The sequence below is a fragment of the Pacificoceanicola onchidii genome, from assembly GCF_004804335.1.
Taxonomy (GTDB): domain Bacteria; phylum Pseudomonadota; class Alphaproteobacteria; order Rhodobacterales; family Rhodobacteraceae; genus Pacificoceanicola; species Pacificoceanicola onchidii.
In genome coordinates this window covers 48,199-63,453 of sequence record NZ_SRXY01000005.1, presented here as the reverse complement: position 1 = coordinate 63,453, position 15,255 = coordinate 48,199, and the positions used below count along the sequence as shown (strand labels likewise).

20 protein-coding genes are annotated in these 15,255 nt (G+C 64.0%); 10 read left to right on the top strand and 10 right to left on the bottom strand.

All coding sequences use genetic code 11. From position 1 onward, the window contains the following. Positions 1-197 precede the first annotated feature (197 nt). Positions 198-506 (bottom strand): ArsR/SmtB family transcription factor, encoded by a 309-nt coding sequence (locus tag E4662_RS13830; RefSeq protein WP_136442189.1) that lies wholly within the window; start codon positions 504-506, stop codon positions 198-200. 375 nt (positions 507-881) lie between these two features. Then, positions 882-1,601, bottom strand: a complete 720-nt coding sequence (gene phnF, locus E4662_RS13825) for a phosphonate metabolism transcriptional regulator PhnF (protein ID WP_136442188.1) — start codon at positions 1,599-1,601, stop codon at positions 882-884. A gap of 81 nt (positions 1,602-1,682) precedes the next feature. Here phnF and phnG point away from each other — a divergent pair, with 81 nt between their 5' ends. The 3 genes from phnG to E4662_RS13810 are packed head-to-tail and all read left to right on the top strand — an operon-like array spanning position 1,683 to position 3,789. After that, complete coding sequence (gene phnG / locus E4662_RS13820; protein WP_136442187.1) at positions 1,683-2,138, top strand: phosphonate C-P lyase system protein PhnG; 456 nt, start codon at positions 1,683-1,685, stop codon at positions 2,136-2,138. Next, the gene (gene phnH, locus E4662_RS13815; RefSeq protein WP_136442186.1) at positions 2,138-2,710 is read left to right on the top strand and encodes a phosphonate C-P lyase system protein PhnH; all 573 of its coding nucleotides are present in this window, start codon (positions 2,138-2,140) and stop codon (positions 2,708-2,710) included. Before phnG ends, phnH begins: the two co-directional genes overlap by 1 nt. Continuing rightward, positions 2,701-3,789 (top strand): carbon-phosphorus lyase complex subunit, encoded by a 1,089-nt coding sequence (locus E4662_RS13810; protein WP_136442185.1) that lies wholly within the window; start codon positions 2,701-2,703, stop codon positions 3,787-3,789. The genes phnH and E4662_RS13810 overlap by 10 nt, the downstream gene beginning before the upstream one ends. 68 nt (positions 3,790-3,857) lie before the next feature. Here the strand turns inward: E4662_RS13810 and E4662_RS13805 are convergent, their stop codons facing one another. Beyond that, positions 3,858-4,142, bottom strand: coding sequence for a hypothetical protein (locus E4662_RS13805; RefSeq protein WP_136442184.1), 285 nt, complete (start codon positions 4,140-4,142; stop codon positions 3,858-3,860). Positions 4,143-4,472: 330 nt separating this feature from the next. Here E4662_RS13805 and E4662_RS13800 point away from each other — a divergent pair, with 330 nt between their 5' ends. Beyond that, the gene (locus E4662_RS13800; RefSeq protein WP_136442183.1) at positions 4,473-5,069 is read left to right on the top strand and encodes an HAD family hydrolase; all 597 of its coding nucleotides are present in this window, start codon (positions 4,473-4,475) and stop codon (positions 5,067-5,069) included. Positions 5,070-5,071: 2 nt separating this feature from the next. On the opposite strand, the gene E4662_RS13795 is transcribed toward E4662_RS13800, so the two are convergent. Both E4662_RS13795 and E4662_RS13790 read right to left on the bottom strand, forming a co-directional pair. Continuing rightward, a complete protein-coding gene (locus E4662_RS13795) occupies positions 5,072-5,413 on the bottom strand; it encodes a hypothetical protein (RefSeq protein WP_136442182.1) in 342 nt (113 codons plus the stop codon). 69 nt (positions 5,414-5,482) lie between these two features. Continuing rightward, the gene (locus tag E4662_RS13790) at positions 5,483-5,752 is read right to left on the bottom strand and encodes a hypothetical protein (RefSeq protein WP_136442181.1); all 270 of its coding nucleotides are present in this window, start codon (positions 5,750-5,752) and stop codon (positions 5,483-5,485) included. Between the two features lie 31 nt (positions 5,753-5,783). On the opposite strand from E4662_RS13790, the gene E4662_RS13785 reads away from it, so the two are divergent. Genes E4662_RS13785 through phnN form a run of 4 tightly spaced genes read left to right on the top strand, consistent with a single transcriptional unit; the run spans position 5,784 to position 8,734 of the window. Next, positions 5,784-6,653 (top strand): alpha-D-ribose 1-methylphosphonate 5-phosphate C-P-lyase PhnJ, encoded by an 870-nt coding sequence (locus tag E4662_RS13785; protein WP_136442180.1) that lies wholly within the window; start codon positions 5,784-5,786, stop codon positions 6,651-6,653. Next, on the top strand, positions 6,650-7,420 hold the full coding sequence (gene phnK / locus E4662_RS13780) for a phosphonate C-P lyase system protein PhnK (protein WP_136442179.1): 771 nt from the start codon (positions 6,650-6,652) through the stop codon (positions 7,418-7,420). The genes E4662_RS13785 and phnK overlap by 4 nt, the downstream gene beginning before the upstream one ends. 49 nt (positions 7,421-7,469) lie before the next feature. Then, positions 7,470-8,192 carry a phosphonate C-P lyase system protein PhnL gene (gene phnL / locus E4662_RS13775; RefSeq protein ID WP_136442178.1) on the top strand — a complete coding sequence of 241 codons (723 nt, stop codon included), beginning with the start codon at positions 7,470-7,472 and terminating at the stop codon, positions 8,190-8,192. Beyond that, positions 8,192-8,734, top strand: a complete 543-nt coding sequence (gene phnN, locus E4662_RS13770; RefSeq protein WP_136442177.1) for a phosphonate metabolism protein/1,5-bisphosphokinase (PRPP-forming) PhnN — start codon at positions 8,192-8,194, stop codon at positions 8,732-8,734. Before phnL ends, phnN begins: the two co-directional genes overlap by 1 nt. Here the strand turns inward: phnN and E4662_RS13765 are convergent. After that, positions 8,716-9,387, bottom strand: coding sequence for a DUF1045 domain-containing protein (locus E4662_RS13765; protein WP_136442176.1), 672 nt, complete (start codon positions 9,385-9,387; stop codon positions 8,716-8,718). The genes phnN and E4662_RS13765 overlap by 19 nt on opposite strands. Between E4662_RS13765 and E4662_RS13760 the strand changes: the two genes are divergently transcribed. After that, entirely contained in the window at positions 9,386-10,579 is a 1,194-nt protein-coding gene (locus tag E4662_RS13760) for an alpha-D-ribose 1-methylphosphonate 5-triphosphate diphosphatase (RefSeq protein ID WP_136442175.1), read from the top strand. The two genes, E4662_RS13765 and E4662_RS13760, sit on opposite strands and share 2 nt — an antisense overlap. Before the next feature lie 71 nt (positions 10,580-10,650). After that, positions 10,651-11,280, top strand: a complete 630-nt coding sequence (locus E4662_RS13755) for a LysE family translocator (protein WP_136442174.1) — start codon at positions 10,651-10,653, stop codon at positions 11,278-11,280. Here the strand turns inward: E4662_RS13755 and E4662_RS13750 are convergent. Genes E4662_RS13750 through E4662_RS13735 form a run of 4 tightly spaced genes read right to left on the bottom strand, consistent with a single transcriptional unit; the run spans position 11,267 to position 15,243 of the window. Further along, positions 11,267-12,553 carry an aspartate aminotransferase family protein gene (locus E4662_RS13750; protein WP_136442173.1) on the bottom strand — a complete coding sequence of 429 codons (1,287 nt, stop codon included), beginning with the start codon at positions 12,551-12,553 and terminating at the stop codon, positions 11,267-11,269. The genes E4662_RS13755 and E4662_RS13750 overlap by 14 nt on opposite strands. 4 nt (positions 12,554-12,557) lie before the next feature. Further along, positions 12,558-13,661 (bottom strand): mandelate racemase/muconate lactonizing enzyme family protein, encoded by a 1,104-nt coding sequence (locus E4662_RS13745; RefSeq protein WP_136442172.1) that lies wholly within the window; start codon positions 13,659-13,661, stop codon positions 12,558-12,560. Positions 13,662-13,700: 39 nt separating this feature from the next. Further along, complete coding sequence (locus tag E4662_RS13740; protein WP_136442171.1) at positions 13,701-14,807, bottom strand: mandelate racemase/muconate lactonizing enzyme family protein; 1,107 nt, start codon at positions 14,805-14,807, stop codon at positions 13,701-13,703. Positions 14,808-14,835: 28 nt separating this feature from the next. After that, a complete protein-coding gene (locus E4662_RS13735) occupies positions 14,836-15,243 on the bottom strand; it encodes a hypothetical protein (protein WP_136442170.1) in 408 nt (135 codons plus the stop codon). Positions 15,244-15,255: the final 12 nt, after the last annotated feature.

Genomic DNA, 15,255 nt, shown 5'->3' with positions numbered 1-15,255 from the left:
TCTGCCATCACCCAAAGAGTCAGACATGGCAGACTTCAACAATCTGTTCTTCAACTGCCCACCACATGGAAGGTCGAGTGGCTGGCCCAGCAGTTTGGTTATGTCTTCACCCTTCATTTCATCCCTCCATCGGAATATTTCGATATATCACTTTAATTCTGCAAACTTCTGCATGAGGGGCCTTCATGTCCCGCGTGCTAAGGCTTCAGAAGCTCGTCCTGCATCGCGGCGAAAAACGCCTGAATGTTTTCCTCATCCCGTCGGTAGAACGTCCATTGCCCATGGCGCTCGGAGACCACAAAGCCGACCTGTTTCAGCAGTCCCATGTAGTTTGAGATAGTGGACTGAGAAAGCTTCGCCTTTTCCTGGATGTACGCCACGCATACACCTTCGAGGTCTTCATGGCCCGGTAGGGCCGGCGGAAAGTTTGAACGATCCTTCAGCCACTCCAGAATCTGACGGCGAACCGGATTGTTCAAAGCTGATATTGATTGCTCTAAGTCCATAAATCGAGATATCTCGATATACAGTTTGAAGTCAAGCTCCCAAACTGACTGCCTTCAAAGCGGTCGCTGACACTTGCTGTCCCGGTGTCGAAATGGCCTTGAACAGCCATTCCCTTCACCCCAGGCGCGGAGTCAAGGCCGCAGGCCGCCGCGCCCATCGACGGGCCGTCCCCACGGCACGGCGATTGGGTTGTCGTATCGAGCCACACCTGACTAGCGCGCCAGTTTCTGAGATAAATCGAGGGGATCAGAAGGAGGATCGCCGCACCACGGCCCGTCGATGACGCGGCTTGTGCGCTGGCCATGAGGTTCCGGATCAGGTCCGGGACGGGTACGCACTCAATGTCCGCAAAAGGCCCGCAGCCGCCATCCCCCTCACCCGTCAATCGTCAACGTCACCCGGTCCCCGGCAAACCACGTCCGCCCATACTCGACCGGCACACCTTCGCCATCGACGTTTACCCCTGACGAGCGCAGCAGCGGATCGCCTTCGCTGAGTTGCAGATGCAAGGCCTGTGTGGCCGAGGCCCGCACCGCCGTCAGCCGCGTGCTCGCACGGGTGTAGTCAGAGACCCCAACCGCCCTTAAAGCCTCCGTCACGCTGCTGGTTTCCGCCAACGCGCGGGTCATCCCCGCAAGGCGCGCCCCCGGAAACAGGCTCTCAAACACCGCAATCGGCTGCCCATCCGCCAGCGACAGCCCGTGGTAGCTGCAAACCGGATCCCCTGCCGCAATCTTCAGCGCCCGCGCCTCGCCTTCCGTCGCCAGACGCTCCTCCACCTGCAGGACCCGCTTCTCTGGCCTGCGCCCCGCCGCGATCAGGTTTTCATGAAACCGCACCCGCCTGCCAATGGGATAATCCGTCGGCGTCGCCGCCACAAAGGCGCCGGAACCACGCCGCGTGCGCACCAGCCCCTCTTCGACCAAAGCCGAAATCCCATGCCGCACCGTATGGCGATTGACGCCAAACCGTTCGGCCAGCGCGGCTTCGGTCGGCAGCTTGTCACCGGGCGCATACCGCCCCTCCGCTACGTCGCTCCTGAGCGCATGGGCAATGGCCTGCCAGATCGGGGTCTTACCGGACGTGTCACGCAAGTTTCACAAAACTCCACTGTCTTCGGGAGGCGAATCCGTTAATATAAGTATAGTTGTATAGTATATGGAAAAGTTGTCGAGATGAAAGACACTTTCGATGAAAAATCGGACCGCCAGCGCTGGATGAGCACCCTTGCGAGGGCCGCAGAGGGCCGGGTGTCCGCCCTTCTGGACGCCGCAATGCCCCGCCCCGGCTTCACATGGCTGCGCGCGCCGGAGATCGGCAGCACCATGGTCCGGGGCCGCGCGGGCGGCACCGGCGCACCCTTCAACTTGGGCGAGATGACCGTCACCCGCTGCGCCCTGACGCTGGAAAACGGCGCGGTCGGCCACGCCTATGTTCAGGGCCGTCGCAAAGCCGACGCAACGGCCGCCGCGCTCGTCGATGCGCTCATGCAAGGCCCCGAAGCCGCGCAGATCCGCGCCGCCGTGCTGGACCCGCTCATCGCCGAGCATGCCGCGAAAACCAAAACGCGCGCCGCCAAAGCCGCCGCCACCAAGGTCGAGTTTTTCACCATGGCGAGAGGGGAAGACTGATGCAAAATCAAACCCTTGCGGGTGGTTTCACCGATCCCGCCACCCAATCCGCCAAGGCCTTTCGCAGCGTCATGGACGCCATGGCCCGCCCCGGCACATGGCAGGCCATCACCGGCGCTGAGCCGCCCGCGCCCCTCTCCCGCGCCGCAGGCTGTGTCCTGCTCACGCTCTGTGATGCCGACACGCCCGTCTATCTCGCCGGCGAGGCGGACACCCCGGACATCCGCGCCTGGCTCGCCTTCCACACCGGCGCGCCGCTGACCGGCCCGTCCCACTGCATGTTCGCCATCGGCACATGGGCTGCCCTGCTCCCGCTCAGCGCCTACCCCATCGGCACCCCGGATTACCCGGACCGCTCCGCCACGCTGATCGTGGACAAGGCCGATCTGAGCGCCCCCACGGCCACCCTCACCGGCCCCGGCATCAAATCCACCGCCAGCCTGCCGCTGCCAGCCCTCGCCCCTTTTCAGGACAACCACGCCCTCTTCCCGCTTGGGCTCGATTTCATCCTGACCTGCGACGACCAGCTCGCCGCCCTGCCCCGCTCCACGGAGATCCAACCATGTACGTAGCTGTCAAAGGCGGCGAGCGCGCCATTGAAAGCGCCCACACCTGGCTCGCCGAAGAGCGCCGCGGCCCCACCGAGATCGCCGAACTCTCCATCCCGCAAATCCGCGAGCAGCTCAAACTCGCCGTCGACCGAGTGATGGCCGAAGGCTCGCTCTACGATCCGGACCTCGCTGCCCTTGCGATCAAGCAATCGCGCGGCGATCTGATCGAGGCGATCTTCCTGATCCGCGCCTATCGCACCACCCTGCCCCGCTTTGGCCATTCGGAGCCCGTGGACACCGGCGCCATGGCCTGCGACCGGCGCATTTCGGCCACCTTCAAGGACCTGCCCGGCGGGCAGATCCTCGGCCCGACCTTCGACTACACTCACCGCCTTCTGGACTTCAAACTCGCCGCCGAAGGCGAGACCCCCGAGGCCGCCACGCAAGAGGCGGACGAGGCCCGCGTGCCGCATGTCACCGGCTTCCTCAACCGCGAAGGGCTGATCGAAGAGGCCCCGCAGGACGACACCCCGCCGCCGGACCTCACCCGCGAGCCGCTGGAAATGCCCGCCAGCCGCGCCCTCCGCCTGCAGGCCCTGACCCGCGCGGATGAAGGCTTCACCCTCGGCCTCGCCTATTCCACGCAGCGCGGCTATGGCCGCAACCATGCCTTTGTGGGCGAACTGCGCATCGGGTCCGTGCCCCTTGACATGGACATCCCGGAGCTGGGATTCTCCATTGAAATCGGAGAGATAACACTCACCGAATGTGAAACCGTCAACCAGTTCACCGGCTCCAAAACCCAGCCGCCGCAGTTCACCCGGGGCTATGGTCTGGTCTTTGGCCAGAGCGAGCGCAAGGCGATCTCCATGGCGCTGGTCGAACGCGCCCTGCGCTGGGAAGAGCTGGGCGAAGACTTTGAAGGCGCGCCCGCGCAGGACGCCGAATTTGTGCTCTACCACGCCGACAACATCCAGGCGACGGGCTTCCTCGAACACATCAAACTGCCCCATTACGTCGATTTCCAGTCCGAACTGGAACTGGTCCGCAAACTGCGCCGCGAAGCGGGCGCGGATCAGGTGCAGGAGGCGGCGGAATGAGACCGGGCACAAAAAAAGCCCCAACGGGGCCACGACATTCTCAGGTCAGGACAAAAAAAAGAGGCCGATCAATCGCCTCCGTCGCCGTCTCCTTCGCTGTCCCAATCCTCGGTAGGGTCACAGAACGAACGTCGTTCGCCACCGTGCCACTCAATCCAGACGTAGACGCCATCCTCGCGTTGCCGCAACGTGCTGCGCCGTTTGTGGTCGCGGTACAGGCCGAAACTCATCACGGCTCCGCCGAAAGCGATAGACACAACGGATTCGCCAGCATGGGCCCAGAGGCCCAACACGGCGAGGACAATCAGCAGGGTCCAATACGAAAAACTGTAGTCCGAGCGCGTGCTCGTCATCACAAATCTCCACGGTGTGTTGAAGGAAAACAGACAAGAGAGACCGCGAGGTCTGTGACGGAGCTGAAGCTGTCCAACCCCTTCGCGTCATATCGACCTTATGATTCGAGTGCTCATCATGTCTGTGCGAACGCTAACATGGCCTTTGTAACAGAATTGCGACGGGGGCTGTCATGAGCTTGATCACCTCCCTCAACGCCGCGGCCGATCAGGTTCAGGAGGCGGCGGAATGATGGCGATTTTTCCCCGAAAAAATCGACAGGTGGGCAAGGGAGTCTTTTCGCAGAAAAGAGCTCCAGCCCACTCCCTTGAAATTCTGGATACCACCCCATGAAACACGTCGTCTTTGACATCGGAAACGTGCTGGTTGACTGGCACCCGGCCCCGGCTTGGATCGATGACCTTGGCTCTGCCGAGGCGGTCGAGGCCTTCCTCAAACGCGTCGATTTCCCGGCCCGGAACCTGCGTTGCGACAAGGGTGAAACCTTCGCCGATGTGGCCCGCGAATTGCCGGACCCCGAGGACGCCCGCCTGCTGGCGCTCTACCCCTCGCGCTTTCCTCTGACGGTGGTCAACGAAGTGCCCGGCACATGGGCCATCGTGGATCAGCTTGAGGCGCGCGGCGTGCCGCTCCATGCGATCACCAACTGGTCCGCCGAAACATGGCCCGAAGGTCTCAAGGCGCACCCGCGTCTTGGCACCATGTTTCAGACCACCATCGTCTCCGGCGCGGTTGACCTGATCAAACCCGATCCGGCGATCTACCGCCTGTTCCTTGACCGCTCCGGCCTCGCGGCCTCTGACTGCGTCTTCGTCGATGACAAGCCGGAGAATATCGCCGGTGCGCACTCCGTCGGCATGGACGGCATTCACTTCACCGATGCGCGCGCCTTCGAGGCCGCGCTCAAAGACCGGGGGCTGCTATGACCTTAGTCGCCCTCGATGTGTGTACTCCATTCGGTTGCGTCCCACTGAGGCGTCGGGTCGGTGGAAGAGCGGCGCTCGGATCCGTCAAAGTCGATCCAGACGAACTCAATTCCAAACTCGGTCTTCTGGGTGCGCAAACTTTGACGCCGTTTGTATCGCCTTACAGACAGCCAGAGAGCGTACAAACCGCCCGCCACAAAAAAGAAAGAAAGGAACCGGATCAATTCAACCGGACCTTCTGTTTGACCGATGAACGCCCACAAGACAATCAAAACCGAACCACAGGTGTAAACGATAGAAAACACGATGTGAGACACTTGGCCGGCTCCGATGGAGGTATCCATGTCGGACTATAGCTTCACATTCCTGGATGAACAGACCAAACGCATTAACCACCGGGGGCTGCTATGACCTTAGTCGCCCCCGCCCCCATCACCACCGCCGCCTGCGTCAAATCCGTCGCCGCCCGGCTCGGAATACCAATCTCCACCCTTGCGATCGGGATGGGTCAGGGAACTGCGCGGGGAGCCGTCGAAATCGGTCCAGACCCAGCTTCCGCTGCTGTCCTGATGCAGGCTGTCACGCCGCTTCCGATAGCGCCGCTGCCTGAGGATCAAAACCCATATCCCGAACAGCGAAAACGCGGCCAGAGCCCCGAAAAACAACCACAATTCCAACGCCATACCCGGGCCTCACATTCCAAAGGATCGTTCCATGGCTGACTATAACTTCGCCTACCTCGATGAACAGACCAAACGCATGATCCGCCGCGCCATTCTCAAGGGTCTGGCGATCCCCGGCTATCAGGTGCCTTTTGCCTCCCGCGAGATGCCCATGCCCTATGGCTGGGGCACCGGCGGGGTGCAGGTTTCCGCCGCCGTTCTGTGCCCTGACGATATCTTCAAGGTTATTGATCAGGGCGCGGATGACACGACAAATGCTGTCTCGATTCGCGCCTTCTTTGAACGCACCGCAGGGGTTGAAACCACGACCGCCACCGCCGAGGCCAGCGTCATCCAGACCCGCCACCGCATCCCCGAAGAGCCGCTGAGCGAGGATCAGATTCTTGTCTATCAGGTGCCCATCCCGGAGCCTCTGCGCTTTCTCGAACCGCGTGAAAGCGAGACGCGCAAGATGCACAGCCTTGAGGAGTACGGCCTCATGCATGTAAAACTTTATGAAGACATCGCCCGCCACGGCCATATCGCCACCTCCTATGCCTACCCGGTGAAGGTCGAGGGGCGCTATGTGATGGACCCGTCGCCCATCCCGAAATTCGACAATCCCAAGCTGGGGGATATGGCCGCGATCCAACTCTTTGGGGCGGGCCGTGAGCAGCGGATTTACGCGCTGCCGCCCTATACCCAGGTGGTCAGCCTCGACTTCGAGGATCACCCGTTTGAGGCCTCCAAAGCCGATCAGATCTGCGGGCTTTGCGGGGCTTCGGACAGCTATCTTGACGAGGTCATCATCGACGACGCAGGCGGGCGGCTTTTCTGCTGCTCAGACACCGATTATTGCACCGGCCGCCGCGCGGCTGGCCATCAAGGCCCGGCCTTCCCGGGCAGCGAGGTAGCCGCATGACACCGCTTCTTTCCGTTCAGGGCGTGACCAAACGCTATGGCACCCACATCGGCTGCGCGGACGTGAGTTTTGACCTCTACCCCGGCGAGGTCATGGGCATCGTGGGCGAGAGTGGTTCGGGCAAGTCGACCCTGCTGAATTGCATGGCCGGGCACCTGCCCCCGGACGCCGGGCAGGTGGTGTTTGACACCCGCAGCGAGGGGCCAAAAGACACGCTCGCCATGTCGGAACCGGAACGCCGGATGCTCGGGCGCACCGATTGGGCTTTTGTCCACCAGCACGCCCGCGACGGGCTGCGGATGGGGGTCTCGGCGGGCGGCAATGTGGGCGAGCGGCTGATGGCCGTGGGCGCGCGGCATTATGGCGATATCCGCGAGCAGGCCACGGATTGGCTGGAGCGGGTCGAGATTGATGCGGCCCGCGTGGATGACCGCCCCACAACCTTTTCGGGGGGCATGCAACAACGGCTCCAGATCGCCCGCAACCTCGTCACTGGCCCGCGGCTTGTGTTCATGGATGAGCCGACCGGAGGGCTTGATGTCTCGGTTCAGGCGCGTCTGCTGGACCTGCTCCGAGGGCTGGTAAGGGACATGGGGCTGAGCGCCATCATCGTCACCCATGATCTGGCCGTGGTGCGGCTTCTGGCGGATCGGCTGATGGTGATGAAATCGGGTCATGTGGTCGAAGCCGGCCTGACCGATCAGGTGCTGGATGATCCGCAACATGCCTATAGCCAGCTGCTTGTCAGCTCGGTCCTGCAGGTCTGAGATGTTTCGCGCGCGAAACATTTTTCATTCATTAACAAAGGCTTAACGCATGATCTGCCTAGAAAACGTTTCCAAAACCTTTACGCTGCACAATCAGGGCAGCGCAGTGATCGAGGTGATCCGCGATGTGTCCTTTGATGTTGCGCCCGGCGAATGTGTGGCGCTGACCGGCTCTTCGGGGGCGGGAAAATCGACGCTGATGCGGATGATCTACGGCAACTACCTGACGCAATCGGGCGCCATTCGCATCGGCGGTGTGGACCTTGTGCAGGCCGAGCCGCGCGACGTGATTTCCCTGCGCCGCGATACGCTGGGCTATGTCAGCCAGTTCCTGCGCGTGGTGCCGCGTGTGCCGACGCTGGAGGTGGTGGCGGAGCCGCTGCGCGCGCTGGGGGTGCCAGCCGAAGCGGCACAGGAAAAGGCGCGCAACCTTCTGACACAGCTCAATATTCCAGAGCGCCTCTGGTCCCTCTCGCCCACCACCTTTTCGGGCGGCGAGCAGCAGCGGGTGAACATCGCGCGCGGCTTTGCCTATGACTATCCGGCGATGTTGCTCGATGAGCCGACCGCCAGCCTTGATGCCACCAACCGCGAAGTTGTGCTGAGCCTGATCGAAGAGGCCAAGGCACGCGGGGCGGCGATTATCGGGATTTTCCACGACGAGGCAGCGCGGGCGCGGGTCTGCGACCGGGAGATTGATGTGAGCCGTTTCACGCCGGGATTGTCCTCAAGCAGCGAAGCGGTAGGACAAAACAAGGAGTCAGCCGCGTGATGCCGGGCCGGTTGATCGCCGTTGTCGGCCCCTCGGGCGTGGGCAAGGACAGCGTGATGCGCGGCCTTGGCGAGGCGATGCCGGGGCTGCATCTGGTGCGGCGGGTGATCACCCGCGCGCCGGGTCTGGGCGGCGAAGAGTATGACGCGGTCACCCTGCCCGCTTTTGAGGATATGGTGGAGAACGGCGCCTTTGCGGTGCATTGGGGCGCGCATGGGTTGCGCTATGGCATCCCGCAGACGGTGCGGTTTCACCTGACCAAAGGCACCGATTGTCTGGCGAATTTTTCGCGTGGGGCGCTGGCGGAAGCCGCTGAAACCTTTGAGAATTTTATCGTTCTGAACATCACCGCCACACCCGAGACGCTGGCCCTGCGGCTGGCCGCGCGGGGCCGCGAAAGCGCCGAAGAGATTGCCGGGCGTCTGGCGGTCACGCAAAAGCCGCTGCCCAAAGGGCTGGAGGTGATCGAGATCAGCAATGACGGGCCGCTGGATGAGACCCTCGCGCGCGCCGTGGCGCGGCTTCAGCCGGTGAGCGTGTAGCGATGGATCACCTCGAACCGCCCGTCCTCCCGCTCGCCGCAGAGCGCAACCTGATCGATCCCGAAGGGCTCTGGCAGGCTGGGCAAGTTGTCCTGCACGGTTTTGATCCAGGTGTCGATCTGGGCCTTGGGGAGCTTGCCGGTCAAGGTCAGGTGGAAGCGGAACTCTTCGAAAACATAGGGATAGCCCCACTGGGTGAGCAGAGCCTCTTGCCTGTCGCTGAGCGGCGCCTTGCGGCGGCGTTCCAGTTCGGCGGCGCTGGCCGGGGCGCGGAAGGCGTCGGGCGCGCGCACGCAGGCTTCGGCCACGCGTTGCAGGCCGCTCAGGTCCCCATGCGGGGTGAGCGCGAGGAAGCGACCCAGCCGGGTCAGCTCCAGCCCGTCGCAGACTGCCGGGGCAAGCGTTTCGGCCATTTCGGCCACCGCCCTCTCAAGACCCGCCGCCGTTTGCCCGTCCTTGAGCCGGAACGGCGGTTTCAACGTGCCGTGAAACCCGTATTTGCGCGGTGTCATCGTGATGTCATGCAAAGCGGGCATGTCGAACTGCGGCACGGCAAGCCCCGAGACGATGTCCCAGCCCAGCCAGGTTGCCCCGAAGTCCGCAAGCGGCCCCTGGGGCGGCACGTAGTAAATCGCAAAGCGAGCGTATGACATGAATTCCCCTTTCCCTGCGTCCTCTTTGGCCCATGTGTGTGACAACGACGTGTCAGGGTCCCTGTGCCTTGCCGGGGCCCGGCTTGTTCTGGCGGATCGCGTTGCCCTTGGCTCCGTGACCATCGAAGACGGTTTGATTACAGAGATTTGCGAGGGGGACGCAATCCCCGATGGCGCAATTGACTGCGCGGGGGATTACGTATTGCCCGGGTTGGTGGAGCTGCATACGGACAACGTGGAGCGGCATATCGAGCCGCGCCCGGAGGTGGACTGGCCGCATCTGCCCGCGCTTCTGGCGCATGATGCAGAGCTGGCCTCGACCGGGATCACCACGGTGTTTGACGCCATGCGGGTTGGCTCGATCCATTCCGGCAAGGGGCGCTACATTGATTACGCGCGCAGGCTGGCCGACGAGTTGCTGGCGGCGCGGGCGGAAGGGCTGTTCAAGATCAGCCACTTCCTGCACCTGCGGGCAGAGATTTGTTCGGAGACGCTTTTGGAGGAGCTGGCAGGGTTTCGCCCGGAGGACCGCATCGGGATTGTCAGCCTGATGGATCACACCCCCGGCCAGCGGCAGTTCCGCGATCTTAGCGCGCTCAAGACCTATGTGGCGAAGAAACGCGGCATGAATGATGCGGAGTTTGCCGATCACGTTGAGAATCTGCTGGGGTTGCAGGAGCGGTTCGGGGCGAAGCATGAGGCGGGCGCGGTTATCGAGGCGGCGCGTCTGGGCGCGGTTCTGGCCAGCCATGACGACACCACGGCGGGCCATGTGACACGTTCGGCGCAGAACGGCGTGGGCTTTGCCGAATTCCCGACGACGGTGGAGGCGGCGGAGGCCTGCCGTAGCCACGGCATTGCGGTGATGATGGGCGCGCCGAACCTGATCCGGGGCGGCTCGCATTCGGGCAATGTGGCGGCAGAGGATCTGGCGCGGCGGGACCTTTTGGACATTGTCTCGTCCGATTATGTGCCCTCGGCGCTGCTGCTGGCGGCGTTCCGGCTGGCGGTGATCTGGGACGACCTGCCCCGCGCCATGGCCACCGTCACGCGCAACCCGGCTGAGGCCGCGCGGCTGGACGATCGCGGCGTGCTGGAGTGCGGGATGCGCGGCGATGTGCTGCGGGTGCGCCCGGTGGGCGCGACCCCGCTTTTGCGCGGGGTCTGGAGCCAGGGGCAGAAGATCGGCTGATCTCCGTTTTCATTGCGCCCATGCGCCTGTAGGCTGCGTCTCTGATTTGGGCAATCGGCGGAGGCGCACTCATGACCTGGGAAATCTGGACGCTCTATGTGGCGACGGTGCTGGCGTTGATGAGCACGCCCGGGCCGAGCCAGCTTCTGATGCTGTCGAACAGCGGCATTCACGGCTTTCGCCCGGCGCTGGCCACCGCTGCCGGGGACCTGACGGCAAATGCCTTGCAGATGCTGGCGGCGGGGCTGGGGCTGGCGGCGGTGATCGCGGCCTCTGCCACGGCGCTTTCGGTGATCAAATGGGCGGGTGTGGCCTATCTGATCTGGCTTGGCCTGCGGATGATCCGGCGGGCGGATCCCACGGTGGCACAGCGCGGCGCGGCCCCGGCCAAGACCGCGCTCGGCACCTTGTGGATGCAGGGTTTTCTGACCTCCGCCGCGAACCCCAAGGCGGTGGTTTTCTTTGCCGCGCTCTTCCCGCAGTTCATCGACGGCGGGGCGCCGTTCTGGCCGCAGTTCCTGATCCTGTCGCTGACCTATATCGGCATGGACGGCTGTTTTCTCGCCGCCTATGGCCTCGGGGCAAGCTGGGTCGCCAAGAGGTTCAAAGGCGGCGCGAAGCTGTGGATCGAACGCATCGGCGGCGGGTTCATGATCGGGGCAGCGGTGCTGCTCGGGCTGAAATCGCTCAACCCATCATAGCCGCGCGGACCTTGGCTGCGGCGCGGGTGAAGGCGGCCTCCGTCAGGTCCAGATCGGCCTCGGTCAGGGCCAGCGACGGGTAGAGCTTGCCCGGCGATTTGAAAACGCCGCAAGCGCGCAGTTCCGCGTTCCAGACCGCGTTCAGATTGGGATCGCTGTGCCGGGCGCTGCGGTAGTCGACCGGATCGGCCTCGGTGAAGTAGATGTCAAAGAGCGTTGCGTCGCCGCAGATCCGGTGGGCAACCCCCTCGGCGTCCAGAGCCGCGCTTTGCATGTCCATGAGCCGCTGGCCAAGCGCGCGCAGACGGTCGTATTGGCCTGGACGGCGCAGCACTTCCATGGTTTTCAGTCCGGCGGCGGAGGCCACGGGGTTACCCGAGAGCGTGCCAAGCTGCATGAGCCAGTTTTCCGCGCCGACGGTGTCCTTGTCAAAATGCGCCATGATCTCGGCGCTTGCGCCCAAAGCGGCCAGAGGGAAGCCGCCGCCGATGATCTTGCCCAAGGTACAGATGTCCGGCACCACGCCGTAGCGTTCCTGCGCGCCGCCGTAATCGAGCCGGAAGCCGGTGACGATCTCGTCAAAGATCAACAGAACGCCGTGCTTCGTGCACAGATCACGCAGGCCCGTGAGGAAACCCGGCTGGGCCGGGATGATCCGCTGCAAAGGCTCGGCGATGATGGCGGCGATGTCGTCATGTTCGGCCAGAAGCGAGGCGACGGCCTCCAGATCGTTGAAAGGCGCAATCAGCATTTCATCAGCGACGCCCTGCGGGATGCCGGCGCTGTCGGGCACGGCGGTGGGGAAGTTGACCTGTTTGCTCGGCGCAAGGCTCATCTGGGCTTCGGCGCTCATGCCGTGGTAGCCGCCTTCGAACTTCAGGATTTTGGGCTTGCCGGTATAGGCCCGTGCAAGCCGGATTGCGTACATGTCCGCCTCGCCGCCCGAGGCGACAAAGCGCACCTGCTCGCAGCAGGGCACGGCCTCCACGATGGCTTCGGCCAGTTCGATCCCCTTGGCATTGTTGGCAAAAAACGTCATGCCTTTGGGCAGTTGTTCCAGCACCGCCTCCATGACTTCCCCGTCGCCATGGCCCAGAAGCATGGGGCCGGAGCCGATCAGGTAATCGACGTATTCGCGGCCATCTTCGTCCCAGACGTGGCTCCCCTCCCCCCGTGCAATGACGATGGAGGCGTCGAAGTTGCCGAAGCCTGCGGCGGGCAGGACGGCGCGGGCGCGGTTAATCCAGTCGGTTTGCGTGTCGATGCGGTTCATGGTGTTAATCCAGTATCAGGTCCGGTGCCCCAAGGGCGGTTTTGTCAACGGTGATCCCCAGTCCGGGGGCATTTGGCGGCGCGATGCGACCCTCTTTGCGAGTGGGCGCGGTGGGGGCGACGCGCGGGGCGACATAGCCCGACAGATCGCAGACGTTCAGCACACGGGTCGGATCGGTTGCTGCGCCCAGATGCAGGGCGGCGGCGGTGACGATGTCGCTGCCCCATGTGCATTCGATGCACATTTTCGCGCCCAGATGCAGGCTCAGATCGCGGGCGCGGCGCAGGGCGGAGAGACCGCCGAACTTGGAGATCTTGAGCGCGACCACGTCCATGATGCCAAGCCGGTACGCCTCCAGCATCGACGCCGTGTCATGGGCCAGTTCGTCCATTTTCATCGGCAGGAGCGTGGCGCGCTGAACCCGCGCGCACTCCTCCAGCGTGGCGCAGGGGGCTTCCAGCATAACGTCAAGATCGGACGCCCCGCGCCCGACGCGGATCGCATCAAGCGTGGTCGCGCCGCAGTTCCAATCGCCGTAGACCAAAGGCCCCGGCCCCACGGCCTCGCGCACCTTTGCGAGGCGCTCCACATCGGTTTGCCAGTCGCCGGACGCGCCAAGTTTGGCCTGAAACTGGGTGATGCCCGTGGCCTGCGCCTCGCGGGCGATGCGGGCCATCTCGTCCGGCTCCACACAGGTGATCGAGTGATAAAGCGGCAGGTCGGCCTGCCGTTGGCCGCCGAGCAGCGTGTGCAGCGGCAGGCCTGCAGCCTGCCCGGTGATGTCCCAGAGCGCGATGTCGAGCGCGGATTTGGCGTAGCGGTGATCGGGCAGATAGGCCTCCGCCCGCGCCATCAGCGCCTCGACGCCGACGGGATCCGCGCCCAGAAGGACGGGGGCCAGTTCCTGCAAGGCGGGGGCGACGCCGCGCGCATAGGCGGGCAGGTAATGCGGGATCGGGCAGACCTCGCCCCAGCCGGTGATGCCCTGATCGGTGTCCACCGAGAGAACAACGGTCTCGACGGTGTCGCAGGTCTTGCCTTCGGCCATGTAATAGGCGGTGTGGCTGGTCAGCGGCAGGTGCCAGAGGGCAATGCGGGTGATCTTCATGGCAGGGCCTCGTTGCGGTGAATTGGGGCAAGGCGGAGGTCAGAGCGCATAGCGGGCGACCTTTTTGAGCTGGTCCTCATCGGGGTGTACGCCAAGGCCCGGTGTTTCGGGCAGATGCAGGTGGCCAGCCTGATTGCGCGGCCCCCTGCCCCCGGCGATGTCGACGGTGATCATGTCCTGACAGGCCCAGACCGCGCGGCAGGCGTGATCGGGGATGGTGGCGGCGAGATGCAGGGCTTCGGTGTCGGCCAGCACGCTGCCGCCGGTGGCCATGACAAACATGTCGATGCCATGGGCGAGCGCGATGTCGCGCATGCGGGCGGCCTTGGTCAGACCGCCGACGCGGTTGAGCTTGATGCCGAACACCTCGGCCAGACCATCCCGGGCGATGCGCGCGGCGTCCTGCAGGGTGACGAGGCTCTCATCGACGGAGACCGGAGAGGCGTGTTTGTGCGAGATGGCGGCGATGTCGTCGAGGCTCTCGCCCGGCTGCTCGAAGGTGACGTGCAGGTCCTCGCAGGCGCGCATGACCTGAAGCGCCTGCGCCCGGCTCCAGCCCCGGTTGACATCGTAGAGCACGATCTCTCCGTCGCGGCGGATGACTTCGACATCGCGCACGCGGGCAATGTCGCGCGCCACGTCGCCGCCGATCTTCACCGAATGGGCGATGTAGCCGCGGGCGCGGTAGCGTTCCATGACGGCGCGGGTCTCTTCCGCCGTCTTGGCACCAACGGAAGAGGCAATGGGACGGGGCGTGCGCGAGCCGCCGCCCATGAGATCGGCAATCGGCAGGCCCGCCGCCTGCCCCGCGATGTCCCAGCAGGCCATGTCGATGGGGGATTTGGCGTAGAGATGACCCGGTAGTGCCAGATCCATCGCCCGCTCCACATCGAGAACCCGGCGCGGATCAAGGCCCAGCACAAAGCCCGCCATGGTCTCGATCCCGGCGCGGATGCCGGGGCCGTGGGCGGGCACGTAGGTATGACCCCAGGGCGTGCCCTCGCCCCAGCCGGTGAGGCCATCGTCGGTCTCGATCTTGACCAGCGTGGCGTCGAGACATTCGAACTTCAGCCGCCCGCCGGAGAGCCAGTACGGGTGCTCCAGAGGCAGATCGACCTGATAGGTGGTGATGCTGGTGATTTTCATTGTGCCGCCCCTTTTGAGGCGGCACCGGTCAGATGTCGCGCCCGCCTCTGCCGCGCACCGGTTTGCCGGTGACCAGACGATAGATTGTATTCGCCGCGAGCCCCCATCCCGCCAGGGCGGCAATCAGCCAGCCGATCAGGAACAGGCCCCCTTGGCCGCTTAGAACAAAACGCAGCGCCGTCAGGCAGGCCACGCTCCAGGCGAAAATCCAGCCCAACAGGAAGATCAGCATAAACAGTCGTTCGCCGGTCATGGGAATCCTGCCGTGTTTTTCGGTCTCCGATGCCCGCCCTTGCGGCGTTTCGAAACTGCCGAGCGCGCCCGGCTCGCCCGCGCTCGGCGCCAAAGCTGTGGAGCGCCATCGCAAACCCGCGCTCCATCGACCCAAAGCAAAGGCTGCGGCGGCGATGAGGGCGTGGCTTACAATCGATGGCATTCTGTCTCCTGC

What these genes read in the sequence shown, in the direction of transcription:
- E4662_RS13830 (WP_136442189.1), bottom strand. Translation starts at nt 506, where the DNA reads ATGGACTTAGAGCAATCAATATCAGCTTTGAACAATCCGGTTCGCCGT.
- E4662_RS13740 (WP_136442171.1), bottom strand. Translation starts at nt 14,807, where the DNA reads ATGAAAATCACCAGCATCACCACCTATCAGGTCGATCTGCCTCTGGAG.
- E4662_RS13790 (WP_136442181.1), bottom strand. Translation starts at nt 5,752, where the DNA reads ATGGCGTTGGAATTGTGGTTGTTTTTCGGGGCTCTGGCCGCGTTTTCG.
- phnH (WP_136442186.1), top strand. Translation starts at nt 2,138, where the DNA reads ATGCAAAATCAAACCCTTGCGGGTGGTTTCACCGATCCCGCCACCCAA.
- phnG (WP_136442187.1), top strand. Translation starts at nt 1,683, where the DNA reads ATGAAAGACACTTTCGATGAAAAATCGGACCGCCAGCGCTGGATGAGC.
- E4662_RS13810 (WP_136442185.1), top strand. Translation starts at nt 2,701, where the DNA reads ATGTACGTAGCTGTCAAAGGCGGCGAGCGCGCCATTGAAAGCGCCCAC.
- E4662_RS13785 (WP_136442180.1), top strand. Translation starts at nt 5,784, where the DNA reads ATGGCTGACTATAACTTCGCCTACCTCGATGAACAGACCAAACGCATG.
- E4662_RS13765 (WP_136442176.1), bottom strand. Translation starts at nt 9,387, where the DNA reads ATGTCATACGCTCGCTTTGCGATTTACTACGTGCCGCCCCAGGGGCCG.
- E4662_RS13795 (WP_136442182.1), bottom strand. Translation starts at nt 5,413, where the DNA reads ATGGATACCTCCATCGGAGCCGGCCAAGTGTCTCACATCGTGTTTTCT.
- E4662_RS13745 (WP_136442172.1), bottom strand. Translation starts at nt 13,661, where the DNA reads ATGAAGATCACCCGCATTGCCCTCTGGCACCTGCCGCTGACCAGCCAC.
- E4662_RS13760 (WP_136442175.1), top strand. Translation starts at nt 9,386, where the DNA reads ATGAATTCCCCTTTCCCTGCGTCCTCTTTGGCCCATGTGTGTGACAAC.
- E4662_RS13750 (WP_136442173.1), bottom strand. Translation starts at nt 12,553, where the DNA reads ATGAACCGCATCGACACGCAAACCGACTGGATTAACCGCGCCCGCGCC.
- phnK (WP_136442179.1), top strand. Translation starts at nt 6,650, where the DNA reads ATGACACCGCTTCTTTCCGTTCAGGGCGTGACCAAACGCTATGGCACC.
- phnN (WP_136442177.1), top strand. Translation starts at nt 8,192, where the DNA reads ATGCCGGGCCGGTTGATCGCCGTTGTCGGCCCCTCGGGCGTGGGCAAG.
- E4662_RS13735 (WP_136442170.1), bottom strand. Translation starts at nt 15,243, where the DNA reads ATGCCATCGATTGTAAGCCACGCCCTCATCGCCGCCGCAGCCTTTGCT.
- E4662_RS13755 (WP_136442174.1), top strand. Translation starts at nt 10,651, where the DNA reads ATGACCTGGGAAATCTGGACGCTCTATGTGGCGACGGTGCTGGCGTTG.
- E4662_RS13805 (WP_136442184.1), bottom strand. Translation starts at nt 4,142, where the DNA reads ATGACGAGCACGCGCTCGGACTACAGTTTTTCGTATTGGACCCTGCTG.
- phnL (WP_136442178.1), top strand. Translation starts at nt 7,470, where the DNA reads ATGATCTGCCTAGAAAACGTTTCCAAAACCTTTACGCTGCACAATCAG.
- E4662_RS13800 (WP_136442183.1), top strand. Translation starts at nt 4,473, where the DNA reads ATGAAACACGTCGTCTTTGACATCGGAAACGTGCTGGTTGACTGGCAC.